The 21,003-nt window shown below is 65.4% G+C and carries 20 protein-coding genes; 9 read left to right on the plus strand and 11 right to left on the minus strand.

Annotated elements, in window-relative coordinates; all coding sequences use genetic code 11:
- Positions 1-506 precede the first annotated feature (506 nt).
- The 7 genes from murA to AC1DW9_RS23415 all read left to right on the plus strand — a co-directional run bounded on the left by murA (position 507) and on the right by AC1DW9_RS23415 (position 6,510).
- Positions 507-1,796 (plus strand): UDP-N-acetylglucosamine 1-carboxyvinyltransferase, encoded by a 1,290-nt coding sequence (gene murA / locus AC1DW9_RS23385; protein ID WP_441490136.1) that lies wholly within the window; start codon positions 507-509, stop codon positions 1,794-1,796.
- A gap of 31 nt (positions 1,797-1,827) precedes the next feature.
- Positions 1,828-2,274 (plus strand): DUF2948 family protein, encoded by a 447-nt coding sequence (locus AC1DW9_RS23390; protein ID WP_069877660.1) that lies wholly within the window; start codon positions 1,828-1,830, stop codon positions 2,272-2,274.
- 27 nt (positions 2,275-2,301) lie between these two features.
- The gene (hisD, locus tag AC1DW9_RS23395; protein ID WP_441506028.1) at positions 2,302-3,594 is read left to right on the plus strand and encodes a histidinol dehydrogenase; all 1,293 of its coding nucleotides are present in this window, start codon (positions 2,302-2,304) and stop codon (positions 3,592-3,594) included.
- A gap of 29 nt (positions 3,595-3,623) precedes the next feature.
- Positions 3,624-4,097 (plus strand): UPF0262 family protein, encoded by a 474-nt coding sequence (locus AC1DW9_RS23400; protein WP_441506029.1) that lies wholly within the window; start codon positions 3,624-3,626, stop codon positions 4,095-4,097.
- Between the two features lie 47 nt (positions 4,098-4,144).
- Positions 4,145-4,549, plus strand: a complete 405-nt coding sequence (locus AC1DW9_RS23405) for an arsenate reductase/protein-tyrosine-phosphatase family protein (RefSeq protein ID WP_441490133.1) — start codon at positions 4,145-4,147, stop codon at positions 4,547-4,549.
- A 66-nt stretch (positions 4,550-4,615) separates the two neighbouring features.
- On the plus strand, positions 4,616-5,056 hold the full coding sequence (locus AC1DW9_RS23410) for a hypothetical protein (protein WP_441506030.1): 441 nt from the start codon (positions 4,616-4,618) through the stop codon (positions 5,054-5,056).
- Positions 5,053-6,510, plus strand: coding sequence for a methyl-accepting chemotaxis protein (locus AC1DW9_RS23415; RefSeq protein ID WP_441506031.1), 1,458 nt, complete (start codon positions 5,053-5,055; stop codon positions 6,508-6,510). The genes AC1DW9_RS23410 and AC1DW9_RS23415 overlap by 4 nt, the downstream gene beginning before the upstream one ends.
- A 15-nt stretch (positions 6,511-6,525) precedes the next feature.
- On the opposite strand, the gene AC1DW9_RS23420 is transcribed toward AC1DW9_RS23415, so the two are convergent.
- The 7 genes from AC1DW9_RS23420 to AC1DW9_RS23450 form a co-directional block, all read right to left on the minus strand.
- A complete protein-coding gene (locus tag AC1DW9_RS23420) occupies positions 6,526-7,743 on the minus strand; it encodes a phosphopentomutase (protein WP_441506032.1) in 1,218 nt (405 codons plus the stop codon).
- 1 nt (position 7,744) lies between these two features.
- Positions 7,745-9,373 carry an ABC transporter ATP-binding protein gene (locus tag AC1DW9_RS23425; RefSeq protein WP_441506033.1) on the minus strand — a complete coding sequence of 543 codons (1,629 nt, stop codon included), beginning with the start codon at positions 9,371-9,373 and terminating at the stop codon, positions 7,745-7,747.
- Positions 9,370-10,539 carry an ABC transporter permease gene (locus AC1DW9_RS23430; protein WP_113515093.1) on the minus strand — a complete coding sequence of 390 codons (1,170 nt, stop codon included), beginning with the start codon at positions 10,537-10,539 and terminating at the stop codon, positions 9,370-9,372. The genes AC1DW9_RS23425 and AC1DW9_RS23430 overlap by 4 nt, the downstream gene beginning before the upstream one ends.
- A 1-nt stretch (position 10,540) precedes the next feature.
- On the minus strand, positions 10,541-11,632 hold the full coding sequence (locus AC1DW9_RS23435; protein ID WP_441506034.1) for a microcin C ABC transporter permease YejB: 1,092 nt from the start codon (positions 11,630-11,632) through the stop codon (positions 10,541-10,543).
- A gap of 4 nt (positions 11,633-11,636) precedes the next feature.
- A complete protein-coding gene (locus AC1DW9_RS23440) occupies positions 11,637-12,038 on the minus strand; it encodes a DUF4260 domain-containing protein (RefSeq protein ID WP_441506035.1) in 402 nt (133 codons plus the stop codon).
- 2 nt (positions 12,039-12,040) lie between these two features.
- Positions 12,041-13,900: an extracellular solute-binding protein gene (locus tag AC1DW9_RS23445; RefSeq protein WP_441506036.1), complete on the minus strand. Its 1,860-nt coding sequence runs from the start codon at positions 13,898-13,900 to the stop codon at positions 12,041-12,043.
- Positions 13,901-14,078: 178 nt separating this feature from the next.
- Positions 14,079-14,621 carry a c-type cytochrome gene (locus AC1DW9_RS23450; protein WP_441490124.1) on the minus strand — a complete coding sequence of 181 codons (543 nt, stop codon included), beginning with the start codon at positions 14,619-14,621 and terminating at the stop codon, positions 14,079-14,081.
- Between the two features lie 198 nt (positions 14,622-14,819).
- On the opposite strand from AC1DW9_RS23450, the gene AC1DW9_RS23455 reads away from it, so the two are divergent.
- Entirely contained in the window at positions 14,820-15,563 is a 744-nt protein-coding gene (locus tag AC1DW9_RS23455) for a 3-deoxy-manno-octulosonate cytidylyltransferase (RefSeq protein ID WP_069877650.1), read from the plus strand.
- A 3-nt stretch (positions 15,564-15,566) separates the two neighbouring features.
- Positions 15,567-16,421, plus strand: coding sequence for a prephenate dehydratase (locus AC1DW9_RS23460; RefSeq protein ID WP_441506037.1), 855 nt, complete (start codon positions 15,567-15,569; stop codon positions 16,419-16,421).
- 50 nt (positions 16,422-16,471) lie between these two features.
- Here AC1DW9_RS23460 and nudC read toward each other — a convergent pair whose 3' ends face one another.
- The 4 genes from nudC to AC1DW9_RS23480 all read right to left on the minus strand — a co-directional run.
- A complete protein-coding gene (nudC, locus tag AC1DW9_RS23465; protein ID WP_441506038.1) occupies positions 16,472-17,428 on the minus strand; it encodes an NAD(+) diphosphatase in 957 nt (318 codons plus the stop codon).
- A 190-nt stretch (positions 17,429-17,618) separates the two neighbouring features.
- Entirely contained in the window at positions 17,619-18,506 is an 888-nt protein-coding gene (gene mmsB / locus AC1DW9_RS23470) for a 3-hydroxyisobutyrate dehydrogenase (RefSeq protein ID WP_441506039.1), read from the minus strand.
- A 59-nt stretch (positions 18,507-18,565) separates the two neighbouring features.
- On the minus strand, positions 18,566-19,714 hold the full coding sequence (locus AC1DW9_RS23475; RefSeq protein ID WP_441506040.1) for an isobutyryl-CoA dehydrogenase: 1,149 nt from the start codon (positions 19,712-19,714) through the stop codon (positions 18,566-18,568).
- A gap of 25 nt (positions 19,715-19,739) precedes the next feature.
- The coding region (locus tag AC1DW9_RS23480; RefSeq protein WP_476855194.1) for a CoA-acylating methylmalonate-semialdehyde dehydrogenase at positions 19,740-21,003 on the minus strand (1,264 nt) is incomplete at its 5' end.

Genomic DNA, 21,003 nt, shown 5'->3' on the forward strand with positions numbered 1-21,003 from the left:
GGCGAATGCCGGCCGAGCGCAAGAGACGGAAAATGCAGGCGGTTTCAGCGTGCAGCCGAGCGGCGGCCGCGGCGGCTGGAGGTCCTGAGGGCTAGCTGCAAACGCGAACCCCAAAGGGTCGGCGCCTCGCTGCGGCACAGTTTCGTCTCAGCTTGGCGAGCGAGGGACCGCTGATTGACGTGCCGCCGCTTTGGAAACTTGTCCAACGGGCGTTGCAGAGCTAACCATGCGCCGCGATTTCGCCGCGATCCCAGCGTTGAACCGCGTAAGCCGAGTTTGATCCCTTGAGTCGCCAACCAACCGCAGACGACGAAAAGAGGGCGCGCCTTGCCGCAGCCCTGCGCGAGAACCTGAAGCGCCGCAAGGCGCAGGCGCGCGCTCGTCGGGCGGATGAAGCGGAGCGGGAAGACGAAGCCTTGCCTGCCCAGGCCGAGACTCCCCGGTCCTGATCCCGCCCTCAATCGCGCCGCGCGGCCGATAGCCGCGACCTCCAGCAGGACATCCAGATGGACCGTATCCGCATTACCGGTGGCCAGCGCCTCAATGGCACGATCCCGATCTCGGGCGCGAAGAATGCCGCGTTGCCGCTGATGATCGCGAGCCTCCTCACGGATGAGACGCTGACTCTGGTCAATGTCCCGCGACTGTCGGACGTGACTGCGCTGTCGCGCATCCTCTCGAACCACGGCGTCGACCGTTCCATCGCTGGCAAGCGCATCGGTCAGTCGGCGGAGACGGGCCAGACCATCGCGCTGACCGCACGCCAGATCGTCGACACCTGCGCGCCGTATGAACTGGTCTCGACCATGCGCGCGAGCTTCTGGGTCATTGCTCCGATCCTGGCCCGGATGGGCGAAGCGAAGGTCTCCCTGCCCGGCGGCTGTGCGATCGGTACGCGGCCGGTCGACCTCCTGCTGATGGCGCTGGAACGGCTCGGCGCGGAAATCAGCATCGAGAATGGCTATGCGCTGGCGCGCGCGCCGAAGGGCTTGAAGGGCGCCGAGATCGTCTTCCCGAAGGTGACGGTCGGGGGCACCCATACGGCCCTGATGGCTGCGGTTCTCGCAGACGGCACGACAGTGATCGAGAACGCGGCGCGTGAGCCCGAGGTCACGGACCTCGCCGCGTGCCTTATCAAGATGGGCGCCAAGATCGAGGGCGCCGGCACCTCGCAGATCGTGGTCAAGGGGGTCTCGCGGCTCGGGGGCGCGCACCATGCTGTCCTGCCGGACCGGATCGAGACCGGCACCTATGCGATGGCTGTCGCGATGACCGGAGGCGACGTGCTGCTCGAAGGCGCGCGGGCCGATCTGCTGCAATCGGCGCTCGATATCCTGGTCAAGGCTGGCGTCGATATCAGCGAGACCAATGAAGGCATCCGCGTGCGCCGCAACGGCGGGGCACTGGAGGCCGTCGATGTGGACACCGACCCGTTCCCGGGCTTCCCGACCGATCTGCAGGCGCAGTTCATGGCGCTGATGACGCGGGCCAAGGGCACCTCGCGCATTCGCGAGACGATCTTCGAGAACCGCTTCATGCACGTCCAGGAACTCGTCCGCCTCGGCGCGAAGATCCGGCTGGATGGTGACGTCGCCTATGTCGAGGGTGTCGGCAAGCTCACCGGTGCGCCGGTCATGGCAACCGATCTGCGTGCATCGGTCTCGCTCGTCATTGGTGGCCTCGCGGCCGAGGGCGACACGATGATCAACCGGGTCTACCATCTCGATCGCGGTTTCGAGGCGCTGGAAGCCAAGCTGACGCGCTGTGGCGCAGAGGTCGAGCGGATCAGCGGTTGACGCCGAACCGTCCGCTCGCCAGAACAGGTCGATGTCGGACGATACCGCAGACCCACTGAAGCTGATCGCGCTCGACGCGGAGGATCTCGCGATCATCTCCGCACATTTGCAGGATGCTGTCCTGCGCGTCGGCGATGTCGCCTATCTGCCAGCGCAGAAGCGCTTCGCGCTGGCCGCGCGACGCTTCGACTGGGAAGGCGTGCCGCATGGCCAGAAGCGCAGGCGCCTTGCCGCCCTGCATTTCGAACGAGTCGTTCACGCCAAGAGCACGAAGGTTGACCCGACGGCGACAGGAGCCGTTCTCAATCTCCTCGCCATCACCTTCACCGAGTCCGAGGCGCCGGCGGGAGAGGTCACGCTGCATTTCTCGGATGGTGCCGCTATCCGCCTGGGCGTCGAGTGCATCGAGGCCCAGATGAAGGACCTGGGCCCGGTCTGGGAGGCAGTCGCCAAGCCCGATCACCCGAATGGCGCCTGACCTCTTCTTTCAGCTTCAGGATTTGCGATGCCGATCAGGCTCGATCAACGAGACGCAGGCTTCGAGCAGGCCTTTGCCGCGCTGCTGACGACCAAGCGCGAGGTGTCCGAGGACGTCGACCGCGTTGCCGCCGACATCATTGCCGATGTTCGCGCCAAGGGGGATGAGGCCGTCATCGCCTGCACCTCCCGTTTCGATAAGCTCGATCTGACCCCTTCGACCCTTCGGGTCAGTGAAGCCGAGATCGATGCGGCCGTCGCGGCCTGCTCCGCCGATCTGCTGGCCGCGCTGGAAACCGCGCGTGCCCGCATCGAGGCCTATCACCTGCGCCTGAAGCCACAGGATTCCTGGACACGCGATGCGCTCGGCGTCGAGAGCGGGTGGCGCTGGAGCGCGATCGAGACGGTCGGGCTCTACGTTCCCGGCGGTACCGCGAGCTATCCCTCGTCCGTGCTGATGAACGCGGTGCCGGCCAGGGTTGCCGGCGTCGAGCGCATCGTCATGGTGGCGCCGACCCCGCGCGGGGAGACGAACCCGCTGGTCCTGGCTGCGGCGCGGCTTGCCGGCGTCCACGAGGTCTACCGGATTGGCGGTGCCCAGGCGGTAGCGGCATTGGCCTATGGAACGCAGTCGATCGCGCCGGTGGCCAAGATCGTCGGACCGGGCAACGCCTATGTGGCAGCCGCCAAGCGCCGCGTCTTCGGACAGGTCGGTATCGACATGATCGCCGGCCCCTCCGAGGTTCTGGTGATTGCGGATTCAAGTGCAAATCCGGATTGGGTCGCGGCCGATCTGCTGGCGCAGGCGGAGCATGACGAATCCGCCCAGTCGATCCTGCTCACCAATGATGCAGCGCTCGCAGCCGAGGTCGAGAAGGCGGTGATCAGCCAGTTGGCAGTGCTCCCGCGCGCTGCGATCGCCGGCAAGAGCTGGCAGGATTTCGGCGCCATCCTGCTGGTCGAAGACCTGGAGCGCGCACTCCCGCTGGTCGACCGGCTGGCGCCCGAGCATCTCGAGATCGTCACCGCAGATCCCGACGGCCTGGCAAGGAAGGTTCGCAATGCCGGCGCGATCTTCCTGGGCGGACATACACCGGAGGCGATCGGCGACTATGTCGGCGGTCCCAACCATGTTCTGCCGACCGCCCGCTCCGCCCGTTTCTCCTCGGGGCTCGGTGTCGCCGATTTCATGAAGCGAACCTCGTTGCTGAAATGCGGCGTCGATGGGCTTCGCGCCTTGGCGCCGGCCGCGACGCAACTGGCCGAGGCCGAGGGCTTGCAGGCGCATGGCCGATCCGTGACGATCAGGCTCAATCTCTGAGTCCCGCGCGCCCTGTGTCCGGAGGCTGCATGTCGGAAAGCCAATGCCTGGTCGGTGTGACTTTTGACGAAGCCTCGCTGGGGCGTGGCAGTCCGGATCAGGAACACGAGCGCGCGGTTGCGGTCTATGACCTCGTTGAGCGCAACCATTTCGCGTTGCCTGGGCATGATGGCGGCCCCTATCTCGCCCATCTCGCGCTGGTCGAGCGACGCCTCGTATTCGAGATCAAGGGGGCCGACGGAGCGCCGGTCGTCACGCATCATCTCTCGCTGACGCCGCTGCGGCGTATCATCAAGGACTATGGGCTGGTCTGCGAGAGCTATTACGCCGCCATCCGGGCGTCGACGCCTGCGCAGATCGAGGCGATCGACATGGGCCGGCGCGGGCTGCATGACGAGGCGGCCCACATGCTGGTCGAGCGCCTGGCGAGCAAGGTCGAGATCGACCACGACACGGCGCGTCGCCTGTTCACCTTGATCTATGCCTTGCATTGGAAGGGCTAGGCTCGGTGGAGGGAGCGCCGCCGCGCAAGATCCACAGCGTGCTCTTCATGTGCGCGTATAACGCGGTGCGTTCCCCGATGGCGGAAGCCATGGCGAAGCACTTCTTCGGCAAATCGATCTATGTCCAGTCGGCCGGAGCGAGGAAGGGCGACGTCGATAAGTTCGCGCTGGCCGTGCTCGACGAGATCGGCATCGACGCTCATCGCCACAGGCCAAAATCGATTGAGGATCTCGAGGAGTGGGAGGGGTTGAACTTCGACCTCATCATCTCCCTCTCACCGGAGGCGCATCACAAGGCCCTTGAGTTGACCAGAACGCTCGCCGCTGATGTCGAGTACTGGCCGACGCCGGATCCGACCATCGTCCAGGGCTCGCGTGAGCAGGTGCTCGACGCCTATCGCGACGTACGGGATGGCTTGATGCGGCGGATCAAGCAGCGCCTGCGGGCCTGACGTTACGCCTGGACACGCACGGCCCCACCTGCGCCACGCGTACTTTTAAGTGAAACTTTACGAGTGGTGAGCGACTTCGTCCGGCCCGATATGGCCTGCCGGATAGCGCGGAGAAACCGAGTTCCCATGACGTCCGGATTCCTGAACGAGATTCCGGCCGATCAGGGCCGGGGCGTGTTGTTGCGGGATGCGCTCATCATTGTCATTGCGCTCGTGGCGGTCAGCCTGGCGGCAGCGCTCAGCCTGCCCCGGGGCTCGGATGAAGCAGCGCCATCGCGCGCAATTGTCTTTTCGCCATGGACCTCTGAGCGGGACGCGCTAGCGATGACGATGGCGGCGGGGCATCGCGTCCTGCGCAGCGGGATCGCTCACTTCATCGTCATTACGGCGCCTTCCGTGGACCCGGGCGTCAAACAGGCGAAACCGAAGGGGGCCTTGCTGATGCTGGCGCTTTCGGGGCTGGCCGGGTGCCTTGACGCCCGTTCGTCGGCGGATGCTTCGTCATGATCTGGACCCTGACCGGAGTTCGCGTCGTCGTGGCCCGCTTCCTGCTCGGGCTCGCCTTCCTTCATGTTCCGCTATTGGCGCTGAGCGTCTGGTTCCACGGTGGCGAGGTGCTGCTTGCTGCCTCCTTCGCCTTCGTTCTCGCCGCTGGTGCCCTGCTGCTCTATGCCCGCTTCGGCGTGGCGATCGTCACGCAGCTGGTGATAGCGATAGTGCTGATCGGCCAGGTTTCGATGCTGGTCTACAGCTTCGCCGGCCATCCCTGGCAGCCTGACACGCACATGTATTATTTCGCGGTCCTCGCGCTGTTGGCGGGGTTTTGCGACTGGCGCCCGATCGTGATGGGGGCTGGCCTGACCGCACTTCACCATCTGGCGCTGCAGTACCTGCTTCCGTCAGCCGTGTTCTACCAGGGCGGCAATATCTGGCGCGTGCTCCTGCATGCCGTGATTGTGGTGATCGAGACCGCGTTCCTGGCGGCGCTTGCCATGATCCTTGGGCGGATGTTCGCCATGAACCGCGACAGCCTGCGTCATGCCAATGCGATCGCCGAGCGCGAACGCGCGGCCGGAGAGCGGGAGAGGCACCTCGCCGACGAGCTCGGCCGCCGCAGCGAGACTCTGCGCGAAACCGTTCTGAATTTCCGCCGGCAGATGGAGCAGGCCATGGCGGTTCTAGACCGTGCGGCCGAGGCCATGCAGGGCGAGTCGCGGGCCTTGACCGGCACCTCCGATCAGGCGCGTCACCAGATGGGGCATGTCTCGGAGGCTGCCGAGGCGACGACGCGCAGCATCGACCAGCTTGCGGTTGCCAGCGGGCAACTCGCAGCTTCGATCGGCGAGATCGGCCAGAATGTGTCGCACTCGGCCGACGGCTCCAAGAGCGCAGCCGAGCTTGCCCGGCGCGCCAGCGCGGAAATCGAGGATCTCGCCCGCAGCAGCGAGAATGTCGGTGCGGTCGTCGAGATCATCCGCGGCATCGCAGCGCAAACCAGCATGCTGGCTCTCAACGCCACCATCGAGGCGGCCCGGGCCGGTGAGATGGGACGAGGCTTCGCCGTCGTCGCGAGCGAGGTGAAGACGCTCTCGGCCCAGACCGCCCGTGCAACGGACGAGGTCTCCGGTCAGATCAGCGCGATGCAGGTCGCGTCGCAGCGCTCGTTGAAGGCGATCCGCGATATCGTGACGGCGATGTCCGAGGTCGAGCGTGTGGCGGAGGCGATCGCCGTCTCCGTCCACGAGCAGGACCGGGCGACCATGGAAATCGCCCGGCAGGTCCAGCTCTCCTTCGAGGGAGCAAGGCGCAGTGCCGGCGCGGTCGGCAATTTCGAGACGATGACCGTTCGCACCCATGATGCCGCTGCGCAGTTGCAGGACGCTGCCGATGCGCTGGCGAAGCAGGCGCACAGCATCCGTCAGGAGGTCGCGGCGTTCTGCGGCCGCGTCGCGGCGGCCTGATCGGGCGAGGCTCGGTTACCAGGCCTGGCCGGGTCCGATCTTGCCGATATCGAGCCACTGACCGAGTGTCGCGGCCACATCCGAAAAGCTCCGGCGCCCCCCGATCGCCCGTGCCGGCACCCCTGGCCCGAAGGCGAGGATCGGCACATGCTCGCGCGTGTGGTCCGTGCCCTTCCAGGTCGGGTCGTTGCCATGGTCGGCCGTGATGATGGCAAGATCGCCCGGGCCGAGCTTCGCCTCCAGCCGCGGCAGCATCGCATCGAAGGCTTCCAACGCGGCCGCATAGCCCGGCACGTCGCGGCGATGGCCGTACTCGGTATCGAAATCGACGAGGTTCACGAAGCAGAAGCCGCCATCCGGCAACCGGTCGAGCGCGGCGAGGGCGGCCTCGAACATGGCCGCATTGCCGAACGGCTTGATCTCTTCTCCGGTGGCGCGATGGGCAAAGATGTCGCCGATCTTGCCAATGGTGATGACGCTGCGGCCCAGCGTCGCGAGCCGGTCGAGGATCGTGTCGTTGGGCGGTGGAATGGCGAAGTCCTTCCGGTTCGCCGTCCGGGTGAAGCCGGTTGTCGCGGTGCCGACGAAGGGGCGCGCGATGACGCGCCCGATCCTGAGCGGATCGATCAGGACGCGTACCGTGCGGCAGAGCTCGTAGAGCCGCTCCAGCCCGAAATGCTCCTCATGTGCCGCAATCTGCAGCACGGAATCGACCGAGGTGTAGCAGATCGGCTTGCCCGTCCGGATATGCTCCTCGGCGAGTTCGTCGATGATGACGGTTCCCGAAGCGTGCTTGTTGCCGAGAATGCCCGGCAGCCTGCCGTCGCGAATGATCGCCGCGACCAGATCCTGCGGGAAGGAGTTTTCCAGCTCTGTGAAATAGCCCCATTTGAACGGAACGGGGCAGCCAGCGATCTCCCAATGACCGGAGGGAGTGTCCTTGCCCTGGCTGGTCTCGATGCCATAGCCGTACTGCCCCTGTGGCGCGATCGGCTTGCTGACGCCCGCGAGCGGGCTTCCGGTGGAAGCCTCGCAGGCATGGGCCAGGCCCAGCCGGGCGAGGTTCGGCACCTGCAATGCGCCGTGCCGCAGACCTTCGCGGTCGCCCTTGCCTGCCGCGCAGCTCTCCGCGATATGGCCCAGCGTGTCGGCGCCGGCATCGCCATAGAGATGCGCGTCCTCCGCGCCGCCGCAGCCGACGGAGTCGAGCACGATAAGGATGGCGCGGGTCATCTCAATCCTTCACCGCAGCGCTGCCGACGGGCTCGAGGTTGAGCGCGGCGGCGAGCAGGGCCTGGGTATAGGCCTCGCGCGGATGCGCAAAAATCTCCTCGGCTGGTCCTTCCTCGACGACCTTGCCGTTCTGCATCACCACAACCCGGTGCGACAACGCCCGCACCACTTTGAGGTCATGGCTGATGAAGAGATAGCCGAGCTTGCGGCGGCTCTGCAGTTCGCGCAGGAGCTCGACGATCTGCGCCTGCACCGACATGTCGAGCGCAGAGGTCGGCTCATCCAGCACCACGAATTTCGGGTCGAGGGCCATGGCGCGCGCAATCGCGATACGCTGGCGTTGTCCGCCTGAGAATTCATGCGGGTAGCGATCCATCGCTGCCGGGTCGAGGCCGACATCGCTGAGCGCCCTGGCGACGATCTCGCGGCGGGCTTCGTAGCTCAGCCCCTTGTCCTGGACGGTCAGCCCTTCTTCGACGATGCCGGCGACCGAGAGGCGCGGCGACAGCGAGCCATAGGGATCCTGGAAAACGACCTGGAGATCCTTGCGCTTCGGGCGGACGGCGGCGCTGGTCAACCCGTCGATGCGATCGCCGAGGAAGACGACAGGCCCCTCCGAGGAGATCAGCCGCAGGATGGCGAGGCCCAGCGTCGTCTTGCCTGAGCCGGACTCGCCGACGACGCCGAGCGTCTCGCCTTCCCGCACCTTGATCGAGATGCCATCGACGGCCTTCACATGGCCGGTGGTCCGGCGCAGGAAGCCGGATTTGATCGGAAACCAGATCTTCATCGGCCCGGCCTCGAGCAGCGTCGCGGCGCCTTCGGCGACCGGGGCGGGGCGACCCTTGGGCTCGGCTGCGAGCAGGCGCTGGGTATAGCTGTGCTGCGGCTTGTCGAAAATCTCGGCGACGGGCCCCTGCTCGACGATCCGGCCCTTGAGCATCACGCAGACCCGGTCGGCGATGCGCCGCACGATGCCCAGATCATGGGTGATGAACAGGATCGCCATGCCGAGGCGGTTCTGCAGATCCTTCAGCAAGGACAGGATCTGCGCCTGCACGGTGACGTCGAGCGCAGTGGTCGGCTCATCGGCAATCAGCAGGTCCGGCTCGTTGGCGAGCGCCATGGCGATCATCACGCGCTGGCGCTGACCGCCGGAAAGCTGATGAGGATAGGCGTCGAGCCGGCTCTCGGCATCGCGGATGCCGACCAGGGCCAGCAGCTCCAACGTGCGGGCGCGAGCCGCCGCGCCGCGCAAGCCCTTGTGCAGCTCGAGGATCTCGCCGATCTGCCGCGCAATGGTGTGCAGCGGGTTCAGCGAGGTCATCGGCTCCTGGAACACCATGGTGATGTCGTTGCCGCGCACCTTGCGCATCGCGTTCTCATCGGCCGCGATCAGGTCCTGTCCGTTGAACAGCACCTTGCCGGACGGGTGATGCGCGGCCGGATAGTTCAGCAGCTTCAGAATCGAGAGCGCGGAGACGGATTTGCCCGAGCCGGATTCACCGACGATCGCCAGAGTCTCGCCCTTGGAGACATGAAAGGAAATGCGGTCGACGGCGAGCGTCTCCCTGCCGCCCTGGCGGAAGGCGACGGAAAGATCCTCGACGGAAAGAAGGGGAGCGCTCACGCGAAGGTCTTCCTTGGATCGAAGGCGTCGCGCACCGCTTCGCCGATGAAGATCAGCAGCGACAGCATCAGGGCGATCACGAAAAAGCCGGACAGCCCGAGCCAGGGCGCCTGCAGATTGGCCTTGCCTTGCGCCAGCAGCTCACCGAGCGAGGGCGAGCCGGGCGGCAGGCCGAAACCGAGGAAGTCGAGCGAGGTGAGCGTCGTGATCGAGCCGTTCATGATGAAGGGCAGGAAGGTCAGCGTCGCGACCATGGCGTTCGGCAGCAGATGCTTGACCATGATCTTGGCGTTGGACAGGCCGAGCGCACGCGCCGCCCGGACATATTCGAAATTGCGGGCCCGCAGGAATTCGGCCCGGACCACGCCGACCAGCGCGACCCAGGAGAACAGCAGCAAGATGCCGAGCAGCACGAAGAAGCCGGGCGTGATCACGGCCGCTACGATGATCAGGAGATAGAGCGCGGGGATCGAGGTCCAGATCTCGATGAAGCGCTGGAAGATCAGGTCGGTCCAACCGCCGAAATAGCCCTGCACGGCGCCAGCCGCGATGCCGATCACCGAAGAGATCGTGGAAAGGATCAGGCCGAACAGGATCGAGATGCGGAACCCGTAGATCAGGCGCGCCACGACGTCGCGGCCCTGGTCGTCCGTGCCGAGCCAGTTCCATTCGAGCTCGCGGCAGGTCATGCCGCCGGTTCGCTCGGCGATCGGCCGGCACTGCTCGTCCTTCAGCATCCAGGTCGGTGGCGCAGGAGCGGGAACCGGCAGGTCGAGATTATGCGTGCGGTAGGAGTAGCGGATCGGCGGCCAGATGGCATAGCCATTGGCATCGATCTCCTTGGCGATGACCGGATCGCGATAGTCGGTGGTGGCGAGGAAGCCGCCGAATTTCTCCTCGGGATAGTTCACCACGATCGGGAACAGGAACTCGCCCTTGTAGCGCACGACGAGCGGTCGATCATTGGCGATGAACTCCGCGAAGAGCGAGAGCACGAACAGTGCCAGGAAGATCCAGAGCGACCACCAGCCCCGCCGGTTCGCCTTGAAATTGTTGAGCCGGCGCCGGTTGATCGGCGAGAGTTTGAGCCAGCCCTGGCCCGCCTCGGGCGGTGCAAGCGCCGCACTGCGAGTGCTCGGCGGCAGGTCGATCAGCGTCTCGCTCACCTCAGGCCTCCCGCGTTTCGAAATCGATCCGGGGGTCGACCCATGTGTAGGTCAGGTCGGTGATGAGATGCACGACAAGGCCGATCAGCGAGAAGATGTAGAGATTGGCGAAGACGACCGGATAGTCGCGGTTGACGATGGCCTCGAAGGAGAGGAGCCCGAGGCCGTCGAGCGAGAAAATCGTCTCGATCAGCAGCGATCCGGCGAAGAGCGCATGCACGAATGCGCCGGGAAAGCCGGCGATCACGATCAGCATGGCGTTGCGGAAGACGTGGCCGTAGAGCACGCCGCGTTCGCTGAGCCCCTTCATCCGCGCCGTCAGGACATATTGCTTGCGGATCTCGTCGAGGAAGGAATTCTTGGTCAGCAGCGTCGAGGTCGCGAAGGCGCCCAGCGCCATCGCCGTGACCGGCAGGGCAATGTGCCAGAGATAGTCGGTGGCCTTGCCTATCAAGCTGAGTTCTTGCCAATTCTCGGAATGGAGCCCGCGCAGCGGAAAGATCTGCCAGAACGAGCCGCCGGCGAAGAGCACGATCAGGAGGATCGCGAACAGGAAGCCCGGAATGGCGTAGCCGACAATGACCACGGCGCTGGTCCAGGTGTCGAAGCGCGAACCGTCCTTCACCGCCTTGCGGATGCCAAGCGGGATCGAGATCGCATAGGAGAGCAGCGTCATCCACAGCCCGAGCGAGATCGAGACCGGCAGTTTCTCCTTGATCAGCTGCATTACCGGTGCGTCGCGGAAATAGGACCGGCCGAAATCGAAGCGGATATAGTCCCAGAGCATCTTGCCGAAGCGCTCATGTGCCGGCTTGTCGAAGCCGAATTGCTTCTCCAGCTCCTTGATGAAGGCCGGATCGAGCCCCTGCGCGCCACGATAGGATGAGCTTGCATCGCCGTGCTGTGCTCCGGCATCGCCGCCGGCACTGCCGCCGACACGGTCGGAGGCGTTGCCTCCCTGGCCCTGCAATTGTGCGATCACGCGCTCCACCGGCCCGCCCGGCGCGAACTGCACGAGGACGAAGGAGATCAGCAGGATGCCGAACAATGTCGGCACCATCAGCGCGAGGCGGCGGGCGATATAGGAGAGCATCCGTTCACCCGGCCTTTCGGGAAGGACCAAGCACACCGAGATGGGTGTCGGCAAAGAGCGAGGGGTATTTCAGGCCATAGCCCAGCGCCCGGTCGAACTCGATATGCCCGGCCCAGATCAGCGCGATCACAAGGGCCGTCGGCAGGGCCAGCGAAAGGCCCGCGATTGCCAGCAAGGCCGGACCGATCAGCGAGTGAGCGGCGTTATAGATCGTGGCGCCCAGCCTCGGATTGGCGAGATAGCCGAGCATGCCGAGATCCGGGGCCAGGATCAGTGCAGCAAAGAGCCACCACGATGCGCCGGTGCCGGCAAAGAGCCAGATGCACAGCACGCCGAGCACAAGTCCTTCGAGGCGCAGGAGAACCCTGGGAGTTCCGCTGACCTGGCCTCGGGCTTCCGCTGCCATCCTCACGCCTTCCCGATCCGCTTGGCTTTCTCGGCGTCGAACCACCAGATGGCGGGGGCGCCGGACGTGTATTTCGGCTTGGATGCCGGCCGGTCGAACATGTCCCAGTAAGCCAGCCATTCATTCGGGTTCCACCACATCGGCACCCAATAGCGGCCGGCGCGCAGCAGCCGGTCCAGCGCCTTGGCCGCCACTACGACGTCCTTGTAGCTATCGGCCTGGCCGATCCGATCGATCATCGCGTCGATGGCTGAATCGCTGATGCCGGCGACGTTGCGCGAGCCGCGCGTCTTCGCGGCTTCGGAACCATAGACGATGCGCAGGGAATCGCTGGGAATCGCGCTGCCCGTCAACGCACGACTGACCACGTCGAAATCGAATTCATCGAGTCTTCGCTGGTACTGCGCGGCATCGACGATGCGCGAGGTCGCGTTGATGCCCAGGCGCTTGAGATTGGCCTGGAACGGCTGGGTATGTGGCTGGAGCGAGGCCTGGAAATCGAGGAACTCGATCTCGAAGGGCTTGCCATCGGGCAGCTTCAGCACATTGCCGTCCCGCTTGCAGCCGGCTGCGCGGAACATATCGTCCGCCTTGCGCAGCAGGGCGCGGTCGCTTCCAGAGCCGTCGCTGACCGGCGGGAGATAGACCTCGCCGAAGACTTCGTCCGGCACCTTGCCACGGAAGGGTTCGAGCAGAGCGAGCTCTTCGGGCGAGGGTGTGCCCACAGCCTTGGAATCCGAGTTCTCGAAGAACGAGGTCATGCGGGCAAAGGAGCCGAACATGATGTTCTTGTTGGTCCACTCGAAATCGAAGCAGAGCCCGATCGCCTCGCGGATGCGCGGGTCCTTGAAGGCATCGCGGCGCAGGTTGAAATACCAGCCCTGCGAGCCGGTCGGCTCGGTATTGGGCAGGGATTCCTTCTTGACCTTGCCGTCCTTGATCGCCGGGAAGTCATAGCCGGTCGCCCAGATCCGGGAGGTGAATTCCTCCTGGAAGGTAACGATGCCGCTCTTGAAGGCCTCGAAGGCGACCTGCCGGTCGCGGAAATACTCCCAGCGCGTGCGGTCGAAATTATTGACGCCGACATTCACCGGCAGGTCCTTGCCCCAGTAGTCGGGAACCCGCTCGAATTCGATGAAGCGGCCTTGTTCGAACCGCCCCACCTTGTAGGGGCCGGACCCAAGCGGTGGTTCCAGCGTCGAGGCGTCGAAGTTCCGCGTCGACCAGAATTTCGCGGAGAAGACCGGCAGGCCTGCGACGACGAGGTGCAGGTCGCGACCGCGCTTCGGCGAAAGCGTGACGATGACGATGTCGTCGCCTTCCGCCACCGACGAGACCAGCTCGTTCAGGATCAGGCGGTAGGATGGGTGTCCCTTGCTCTTCAGGATATTCATGGAGAAGGCGACATCGGAAGCGGTCACCCGGCTTCCGTCATGGAAACGCGCCTCGGGCCTGAGCCGAAAACGGTAGGTCAGCCTGTCCCCGGAGATTGCGACGCTCTTCGCCAGCAAGCCGTAGAGCGCGCCTGGCTCGTCGCCGGAGCCGGACATCAGGCTGTCGAAGCACGCATCCATGCCAGCGGCGCCATCGCCCTGCAGCACGAAGGTGTTCAGCGTGTTGAAGGTGTCGAAGTTCTGGTTGCCGCCGGCCCGCTTGATCTGCAGCGTGATCGTGCCGCCCTTCGGGGCCTTCGGGTTCACATAGGCGAAATGCGGAAAATCCGCGGGGAGCGCCAGTTCGCCGAAAGTCGAGAGGCCATGAACCTCCCCGGTCTCGGCCAGGGCCCGGCCGGGCAGGCCCGCACTTGCCAGCGCTGCTCCACCGGCTTCGAGCAGCCTGCGGCGTGTGATGCGCATCGCCATGGTGCCTCGTCCTCCTGCAACTGATTCGCTGGCCGATTATGTCGACCCGTGAGGTCGATACCAGCGCGGAGAGGAGATTCCTCGCCATGGTGAGGGCAAGAGCATGGCGGGAGCAAGCAAAAGCCGGGCTCAAGGGCCCGGCTTGCAATCATTCAGGCGCGCCGAATCGACGCAAGACTCATTTCGGAAGCGGCTTCGGCGCATCCGCGAGCGTGTTGAGATAGGCGATCACGTCGGCACGGGTATCGGGCTTGGTCAGGCCGGCGAAAGCCATCGTCGTTCCTGGCATATAGGCCTTCGGACCCTTCAGGAAGCCGTCGAGCTGCTCGGCTTCCCACTTCTCGGAGGAATGGCCTTTCATCGCGGCCGAATAGCCGAAGCCGTCGATCGACCCCTTGCTGCGACCATAGACGTCAAAGAGATGCGGGCCGACCTTGTTGGCGCCGCCCTTCTCGAAGGTGTGGCAGGCCTTGCAGGCGCCGACAGCCTTTTCGCCACGGGCCGGATCGGCCTTGGCGAGACGTTCCACGATCGGCGCGTCCGCAACTGGAGCCGCAGCGGTTGCACCGCCGGCGGCAGCTGGCTCCGGACTCGGCAGATCGAAGCCGGGCACGGCCGGCTTGTGCGGCGCGAAGACAATGCCGGCGGCCATGTTCAGGGCCATCACCACGAGCAGCGTGGACAGTCCCGCGCCGGCAATCTTGTTCAGCTCGATATTCATCGCATCGAAACCCTTGGGCCTCGCCACAGGACAGGCAAGGCATAGCAGCGCTCCGGCCGGAGCCTGGGAGCGCCGACACACGGCCGTTGCTTAACCGCTTTGCGCGCTTCATTGCAACTCGTATAAGCACGCACCTCTTTGAGACCTTTTGACGCCTCCCGTCGCAGCCTCGCGACCTTCCCCCCAGAGCTGTTGCCGATGTCGGACCCGCTGATCCTGATTCCCGCCCGCATGCAGGCGACCCGCCTGCCCGACAAGCCTCTGGCAGACATCCTGGGCGAACCGATGATCGTGCATGTCTGGCGCCGAGCGATGGAATCGGGCGTCGGTGCCGTGGTCGTCGCCACTGACGAGCCGCGCATCGTCGCGGCCATCGAGAAGGCCGGGGGGAGAGCGGTGATGACCAGCATCCACCACCAGACCGGCTCGGATCGAATCAAGGAAGCGGCGGATATCGTCGACCCGCAGGGGCGCCACGACATCATCGTCAACGTCCAGGGAGATTTTCCCACGCTTGAGCCGAGCGCGATCGCTGCCGCGGTGAAGCCGCTTGCGGACGCGGCCGTCGACATCGCGACCCTGGCCGGGGTCATTACCGACGAGGACGAGAAGACCGCACCGAGCGTCGTCAAGCTGATCGGCAGCGAGATCAGTCCTGGCCGGATGCGCGCACTCTACTTTACCCGTGCCACCGCGCCGAGCGGCGAGGGGCCGCTCTATCACCATGTCGGCCTCTATGCGTATCGCCGCCGTGCGCTCGATCGCTTCGTCAGCCTGCCGCAATCGCCGCTCGAACTCCGCGAGAAGCTCGAGCAACTGCGTGCACTGGAAGACGGCATGCGCATCGACGTGATGGTCATCGATCACGTCCCGCGCGGCGTCGACACGCCTCCTGACCTGGATCGCGCCCGCGCGCTCCTGAAATCCCGCCTCGGAGCCTGAATCATGTCTGTCGTCGTGTCCTACCAGGGCGAGCCCGGAGCCTTCTCCTCTCAGGCCGCCCTGCAGGTCTTTCCGGATTGCGAATTGCTGCCTTGCGCAACCTTCGAGGATGCCCTGTCCGCGGTCAGCGACGGAACGGCCCGCTATGGCATGATCCCGATCGACAATTCGATCGCCGGTCGCGTTGCCGATATCCACCATCTTCTGCCGCGTTCCGGCCTGCACATCATCGGCGAGCATTTCCTGCCGATCCGCTTTCACCTGATGGCGGTGCAGGGAGCGACGCTCGCCACCCTGAAGACCGTGCAGAGCCATATCCATGCGCTCGGCCAGTGCCGCAAGATCATCAAGAAGCTTGGCCTCAAGGCCGAGGTCGCTGCCGACACCGCCGGCTCGGCCCGGCAGGTCGCGGAAGCCGGCGACGTCACCCGCGCAGCGATCGCGCCGCATATCGCCGCCGAAGTCTACGGGCTGAACATCCTGATGGAGGACATCGAGGACGAGAAGCACAACACCACGCGCTTCGTCGTGCTTTCGAAATACCCGGAATTCGCCCGCCAGGGCACGAAGAAGACCGTGACGACGCTGATGTTCCGCGTGCGCAACATCCCGGCGGCGCTGTACAAGGCGCTGGGCGGTTTTGCCACCAACGGCATCAATATGACCAAGCTCGAGAGCTACATGGTCGACGGCCATTTCTCAGCGACGATGTTCTACTGCGATGTCGAAGGGCATCCTGATGACGCGGACCTGAAGCGGGCCCTGACGGAGCTCGAGTATTTCTCCAAGGAGATGAAGATTCTCGGCGTCTACCCGGCGCACGCGTTCCGCGCGAGCCTCGCCGAGCCGGGAGAATAGGCCGATCGCAGCCGACCGGAAACCGCGTCGGCTGCAGACGCCCTCACGTGCTAGGGCGTGACGCCGTCCTCGGCCCACGCCTTCAGGATCGTGTTCGCGATCGCCATATGGGGCGGGCAGGACAGCCCGTCCGGATGCCTCCCCTCCAGCATCTGCAGCGCCTCCTCCCGCGAGAACCAGCGCCCTGCTTCGAGTTCGTTCCCGTCCAGCGTGATGTCGTCGTTCAGCGCTTCGCTGATGCAGCCGATCATCAGGGAAGACGGGAAGGGCCAGGGCTGCGAGGCGACATAGCGCACGGCGCCGGTGCGCAGCCCTGCTTCCTCGAGGGTTTCGCGGCGTACCGCATCCTCAAAGGTCTCGCCGGGCTCGAGAAAGCCGGCAATGCAGGAATACATGCCCGGCGCGAACCGGGCCTGACGGGCCAGGAAGCACTGATCGCCGCGCACCGCGAGCATGATCACGACCGGATCGGTGCGCGGGAAGTGCAGCGTGCCGCATTGCGAGCATTCGCGCCGCCAGCCGCCGCTCACCGTCGGCGAGAGCCCGCCGCAGCGGGCGCAGAAGCGATGCCGCGCATGCCAGTCGAGCAGGGCCTTGGCCTCGCCCAGCGGCCCGACCTCTTCGGCTGGGACGAGCCGCTTCAGGGCGATCGAGCGCAGGTCGCTGACCAGGAGGTCGTCACGCTCGCGCAGCGTCTCGGCGAGCTCCCGGTCGACCAGTCGGCCAAAGCAGGCGGTCCCTTGCGGGTCGAGTCCGAGGAAGACTTCCTCATGCGCCTTGCCGATAGCGTCGGCCTCGCTCTCGGCGAACCAGATCGTCAACGTCTCGGCGTCGATCCGCTTCAGGATCGGCGTCTCGCCGGAGACGATCGCGTGGCGCGTACCGGGCGAAGCCCGAAAGCCCTCGACCGCGTCGGGACGGTCACGCAGGTCGCCGCGGCGGTCGAGCGGGTTCGTGGCAAAGCCGGTCAGGGCCGAGCGTTCGCGTCGAAAGGAGACATCGTTCATGCGCACACCCGTCTGGCAGGCGGCTTAAGAACAGCCGCCGTATAGGCGGATGTGCTAGCGGCAAAGTGCCGCCTGCGCCAGAGGTGGAAGGCGCGAGGCGGGTCTGCTCCCGGCGGGTTGGTCGTGCCTTAAAGCATCGGCCCGAAAAGTGGATTGCGGTTTTCGGGAAAGCCGATGCAAGATCGGCGATCTAGCGCTCGCCGCGTCCGCGCAGCAGATGGATGATCGCAGAGAAATCGGAGCCGCCTTCACCCCAGGCATTGTGCAGGCCGAAAAGCTGGGCTGCGGCTGCGCCGAGAGGCGTCGCAGCACCGGCTGCCTGGGCGGCCTCCTGCGCGAGCTTCAGGTCCTTCAGCATCAGCGCGGAAGCGAAGCCCGGCTTGTAGTCGTTATTGGCCGGCGATGTCGGCACCGGGCCGGGAACGGGGCAGTAGGTGGTCAGCGACCAGCACTGGCCGGATGAGGTCGATGCGACGTCGAACAGGGCCTGATGCGACAAGCCGAGCTTCTCGGCCAGAACGAAGGCCTCGGAGACGCCGATCATCGAGATGCCCAGGATCATGTTGTTGCAGATCTTCGCCGCCTGGCCGTTGCCGGAGGGTCCGCAATGGACGACGCGCCGGCCCATGGCGGAGAGGATCGGGTCTCCCTTCTCGAAAGCCTCCTTCGAACCGCCGACCATGAAGGTCAGCGTCGCGCCCCTTGCGCCGCCGACACCGCCGGAAACCGGCGCATCGAGCGAGAGGCAGCCGCGTTCGGTGGCCAGCGCATGCGCCTTGCGGGCACTTTCGACATCGATCGTCGAGGAATCGATGATCAGCGTGCCAGCCTTCACCACGGGCAGGATGTCGGCCCAGACCGCGAGCACATGCTTGCCCGCCGGCAGCATGGTGACGACGACCTCGGCATTGGCGACCGCCTCCCTGGCCGAGCCCGCGATATGCACGCCGAGTTCGGCCGCAGCGTCCTGCGAGGCCTGCACCAGGTCGAAGGCGCTGACCTGATGTCCGGCCTTGACGAGATTGGCGGCCATCGGGCCGCCCATATTGCCGAGCCCGATGAAGGCGATGCTGGTCATGGTCTAACCTCGTCGTTTGAGAAACTTTTCCATGGGGCAGGGATATCCCGGCTCTGAGGCTAGTTCCCCTTTGCCCGCCCTACCAGCGAGCGCGCCACGATCATGCGCATGACCTCGTTCGTGCCTTCCAGGATCTGATGCACGCGCAGGTCCCGCACGATCTTCTCGATGCCGTAATCGGCGAGATAGCCGTAGCCGCCATGAATCTGCAGCGCCTCGTTCGCGACCGCGAAGCCGGTATCGGTGGCAACCCGCTTGGCCATGGCGCAGAGCTTGGTCGCGTCGGGTGCCTTCTGGTCGAGTGCCGAGGCTGCCCGCCACAGGAACGTCCGCGCCGCCTCGAGTTCGGTCGCCATGTCGGCAAGCTTGAACCGCAGTGCCTGGAAATCGGCGATGCGTGCGCCAAAGGCCTTGCGCTCCTGGGCGTAGGCCAGCGCCTTGTCGAGCGCGTCTTGTGCTCCACCGAGCGAGCAGGCTCCGATATTGAGCCGGCCGCCATCGAGCCCTGCCATCGCGATCTTGAAGCCGATACCCTCGGACCCGAGGCGGTTCGCCACGGGGACGCGGCAATTCTCGAAGATCACGGCGCGCGTCGGCTGCGCATTCCAGCCCATCTTCTTCTCGTTGGCCCCGAAGGACAGGCCGGGCGTGCCGTTCTCGACGACGAGCGTCGAGATGCCTGAGGGGCCGGCCTCGCCGGTGCGCACCATCACGACATAGATGTCGGAGACGCCGGCGCCGGAGATGAACTGCTTCTGGCCGTCGAGCACGTAATCATCGCCGTCGCGGACCGCCCTGGTCTTCAGCGCGGCGGCGTCCGATCCTGCACCGGGCTCCGTCAGGCAGTAACTCGCCAGATGCTCCATCGAACAGAGCTTTGGCAGCCAGGCATGGCGTTGATCCTCCGAGCCGTAGCGGTCGATCATCCAGGCGCACATGTTGTGGATCGAGATATAGGCTGCGATCGTCGGGCAGCCGGTCGCCAGCGCTTCGAAGATCAGCGTCGCGTCGAGCCGTGACAGTCCGGAGCCGCCGACATCCTCGCCAATATAGATGCCGCCCATGCCGAGCGCGGCGGCCTGGCGCATCTCCTCGACCGGGAAGTGCTTCTCCTCATCCCAGCGCAGGGCATGAGGGGCGAGGGTCTCTGAAGCGAAACCCTGCGCCATGTCGCGGATCGCGATCTGGTCTTCGGTGAGGGAGAACATGTCGCGATCCTTGTCGTCCGGGGTCTCAGCCCATCGTCGGGATGACGAAGCTTGCTCCATCCTTGACGCCGGACGGCCAACGCGAGGTCACCGTCTTGGTCTTGGTGTAGAAGCGGATCGAGTCCGGGCCGTGCTGGTTGAGATCGCCGAAGGACGAACGCTTCCAGCCACCGAAGGTGTAATAGGCCAGCGGCACCGGGATCGGCACGTTGACGCCGACCATGCCGACCTGGACGCGGGAAGCGAAGTCGCGCGCCGCATCGCCGTCGCGGGTGTAGATAGCGACGCCGTTGCCGTATTCGTGGTCGTTGGCGAGCTTGAGGCCTTCCTCATAGTCCTTGGCGCGCACGACCGAGAGCACGGGGCCGAAGATCTCTTCCTTGTAGATGCGCATGTCGGGCGTCACATGGTCGAACAGGCAGCCACCCATGTAGAAGCCGTTCTCGTAGCCCTGCATCTTGAAGCCGCGTCCATCGACGACGAGCTTGGCGCCCTCGTTGATGCCGGTCTCGACATAGCCCTTGATCTTGTCGAGCGCCTGCCTGGTGACGACCGGGCCGTAATCGGCGGAAGAGTCGGTGGAGGGGCCGATCTTCAGGCTCTCGACGCGAGGGATGAGGCGCTTCACCAGTTCATCGGCGGTGGCCTTGCCGACCGGAACCGCCACCGAGATCGCCATGCAGCGCTCGCCGGCCGAGCCGTAGCCGGCGCCGATCAGCGCGTCGACGGCCTGGTCCATGTCGGCATCCGGCATGATGATCATGTGGTTCTTGGCGCCGCCGAAGCACTGCACGCGCTTCCCGTTGGCGCAGCCACGGGCATAGATGTACTCAGCGATCGGGGTCGAGCCGACGAAGCCGACGGCCTTGATGTCGTGATCGTCGAGGATGGCGTCGACCGCTTCCTTGTCGCCATTGACGACATTGAGGATGCCGGGAGGACCGCCGGCTTCGATGAACAGCTCGGCCAGACGCATCGGCACGCCGGGATCGCGCTCGGACGGCTTCAGGATGAAGGCATTGCCGCAGGCGATGGCGGGGCCGAGCTTCCAGAGCGGGATCATTGCGGGGAAATTGAAGGGCGTGATGCCGGCGCAGACGCCGAGCGGCTGGCGCATCGAATAGATGTCGATGCCCGGGCCGGCGCCGTCGGTGAATTCACCCTTCATCAGGTTCGGGATGCCGAGCGAGAACTCGACGACCTCGACGCCGCGCTGAATGTCGCCTTTGGCGTCGGCGATGGTCTTGCCGTGCTCGCGGGCGAGCAGCTCGGCCAGCTCGTCATTGTTC

Source organism: Allobosea sp. P4_E12 (assembly GCF_056401655.1).

Excerpts from the sequence above, each read along its gene's own strand:
- AC1DW9_RS23440 (WP_441506035.1), bottom strand. The coding sequence starts at position 12,038 with ATGGCAGCGGAAGCCCGAGGCCAGGTCAGCGGAACTCCCAGGGTTCTC.
- AC1DW9_RS23460 (WP_441506037.1), top strand. The coding sequence starts at position 15,567 with ATGTCTGTCGTCGTGTCCTACCAGGGCGAGCCCGGAGCCTTCTCCTCT.
- murA (WP_441490136.1), top strand. The coding sequence starts at position 507 with ATGGACCGTATCCGCATTACCGGTGGCCAGCGCCTCAATGGCACGATC.
- AC1DW9_RS23450 (WP_441490124.1), bottom strand. The coding sequence starts at position 14,621 with ATGAATATCGAGCTGAACAAGATTGCCGGCGCGGGACTGTCCACGCTG.
- AC1DW9_RS23475 (WP_441506040.1), bottom strand. The coding sequence starts at position 19,714 with ATGTTCTCCCTCACCGAAGACCAGATCGCGATCCGCGACATGGCGCAG.
- AC1DW9_RS23445 (WP_441506036.1), bottom strand. The coding sequence starts at position 13,900 with ATGGCGATGCGCATCACACGCCGCAGGCTGCTCGAAGCCGGTGGAGCA.
- AC1DW9_RS23390 (WP_069877660.1), top strand. The coding sequence starts at position 1,828 with ATGTCGGACGATACCGCAGACCCACTGAAGCTGATCGCGCTCGACGCG.
- AC1DW9_RS23400 (WP_441506029.1), top strand. The coding sequence starts at position 3,624 with ATGTCGGAAAGCCAATGCCTGGTCGGTGTGACTTTTGACGAAGCCTCG.
- AC1DW9_RS23405 (WP_441490133.1), top strand. The coding sequence starts at position 4,145 with ATGTGCGCGTATAACGCGGTGCGTTCCCCGATGGCGGAAGCCATGGCG.
- AC1DW9_RS23415 (WP_441506031.1), top strand. The coding sequence starts at position 5,053 with ATGATCTGGACCCTGACCGGAGTTCGCGTCGTCGTGGCCCGCTTCCTG.
- AC1DW9_RS23420 (WP_441506032.1), bottom strand. The coding sequence starts at position 7,743 with ATGACCCGCGCCATCCTTATCGTGCTCGACTCCGTCGGCTGCGGCGGC.
- AC1DW9_RS23435 (WP_441506034.1), bottom strand. The coding sequence starts at position 11,632 with ATGCTCTCCTATATCGCCCGCCGCCTCGCGCTGATGGTGCCGACATTG.
- nudC (WP_441506038.1), bottom strand. The coding sequence starts at position 17,428 with ATGAACGATGTCTCCTTTCGACGCGAACGCTCGGCCCTGACCGGCTTT.
- AC1DW9_RS23455 (WP_069877650.1), top strand. The coding sequence starts at position 14,820 with ATGTCGGACCCGCTGATCCTGATTCCCGCCCGCATGCAGGCGACCCGC.
- hisD (WP_441506028.1), top strand. The coding sequence starts at position 2,302 with ATGCCGATCAGGCTCGATCAACGAGACGCAGGCTTCGAGCAGGCCTTT.
- mmsB (WP_441506039.1), bottom strand. The coding sequence starts at position 18,506 with ATGACCAGCATCGCCTTCATCGGGCTCGGCAATATGGGCGGCCCGATG.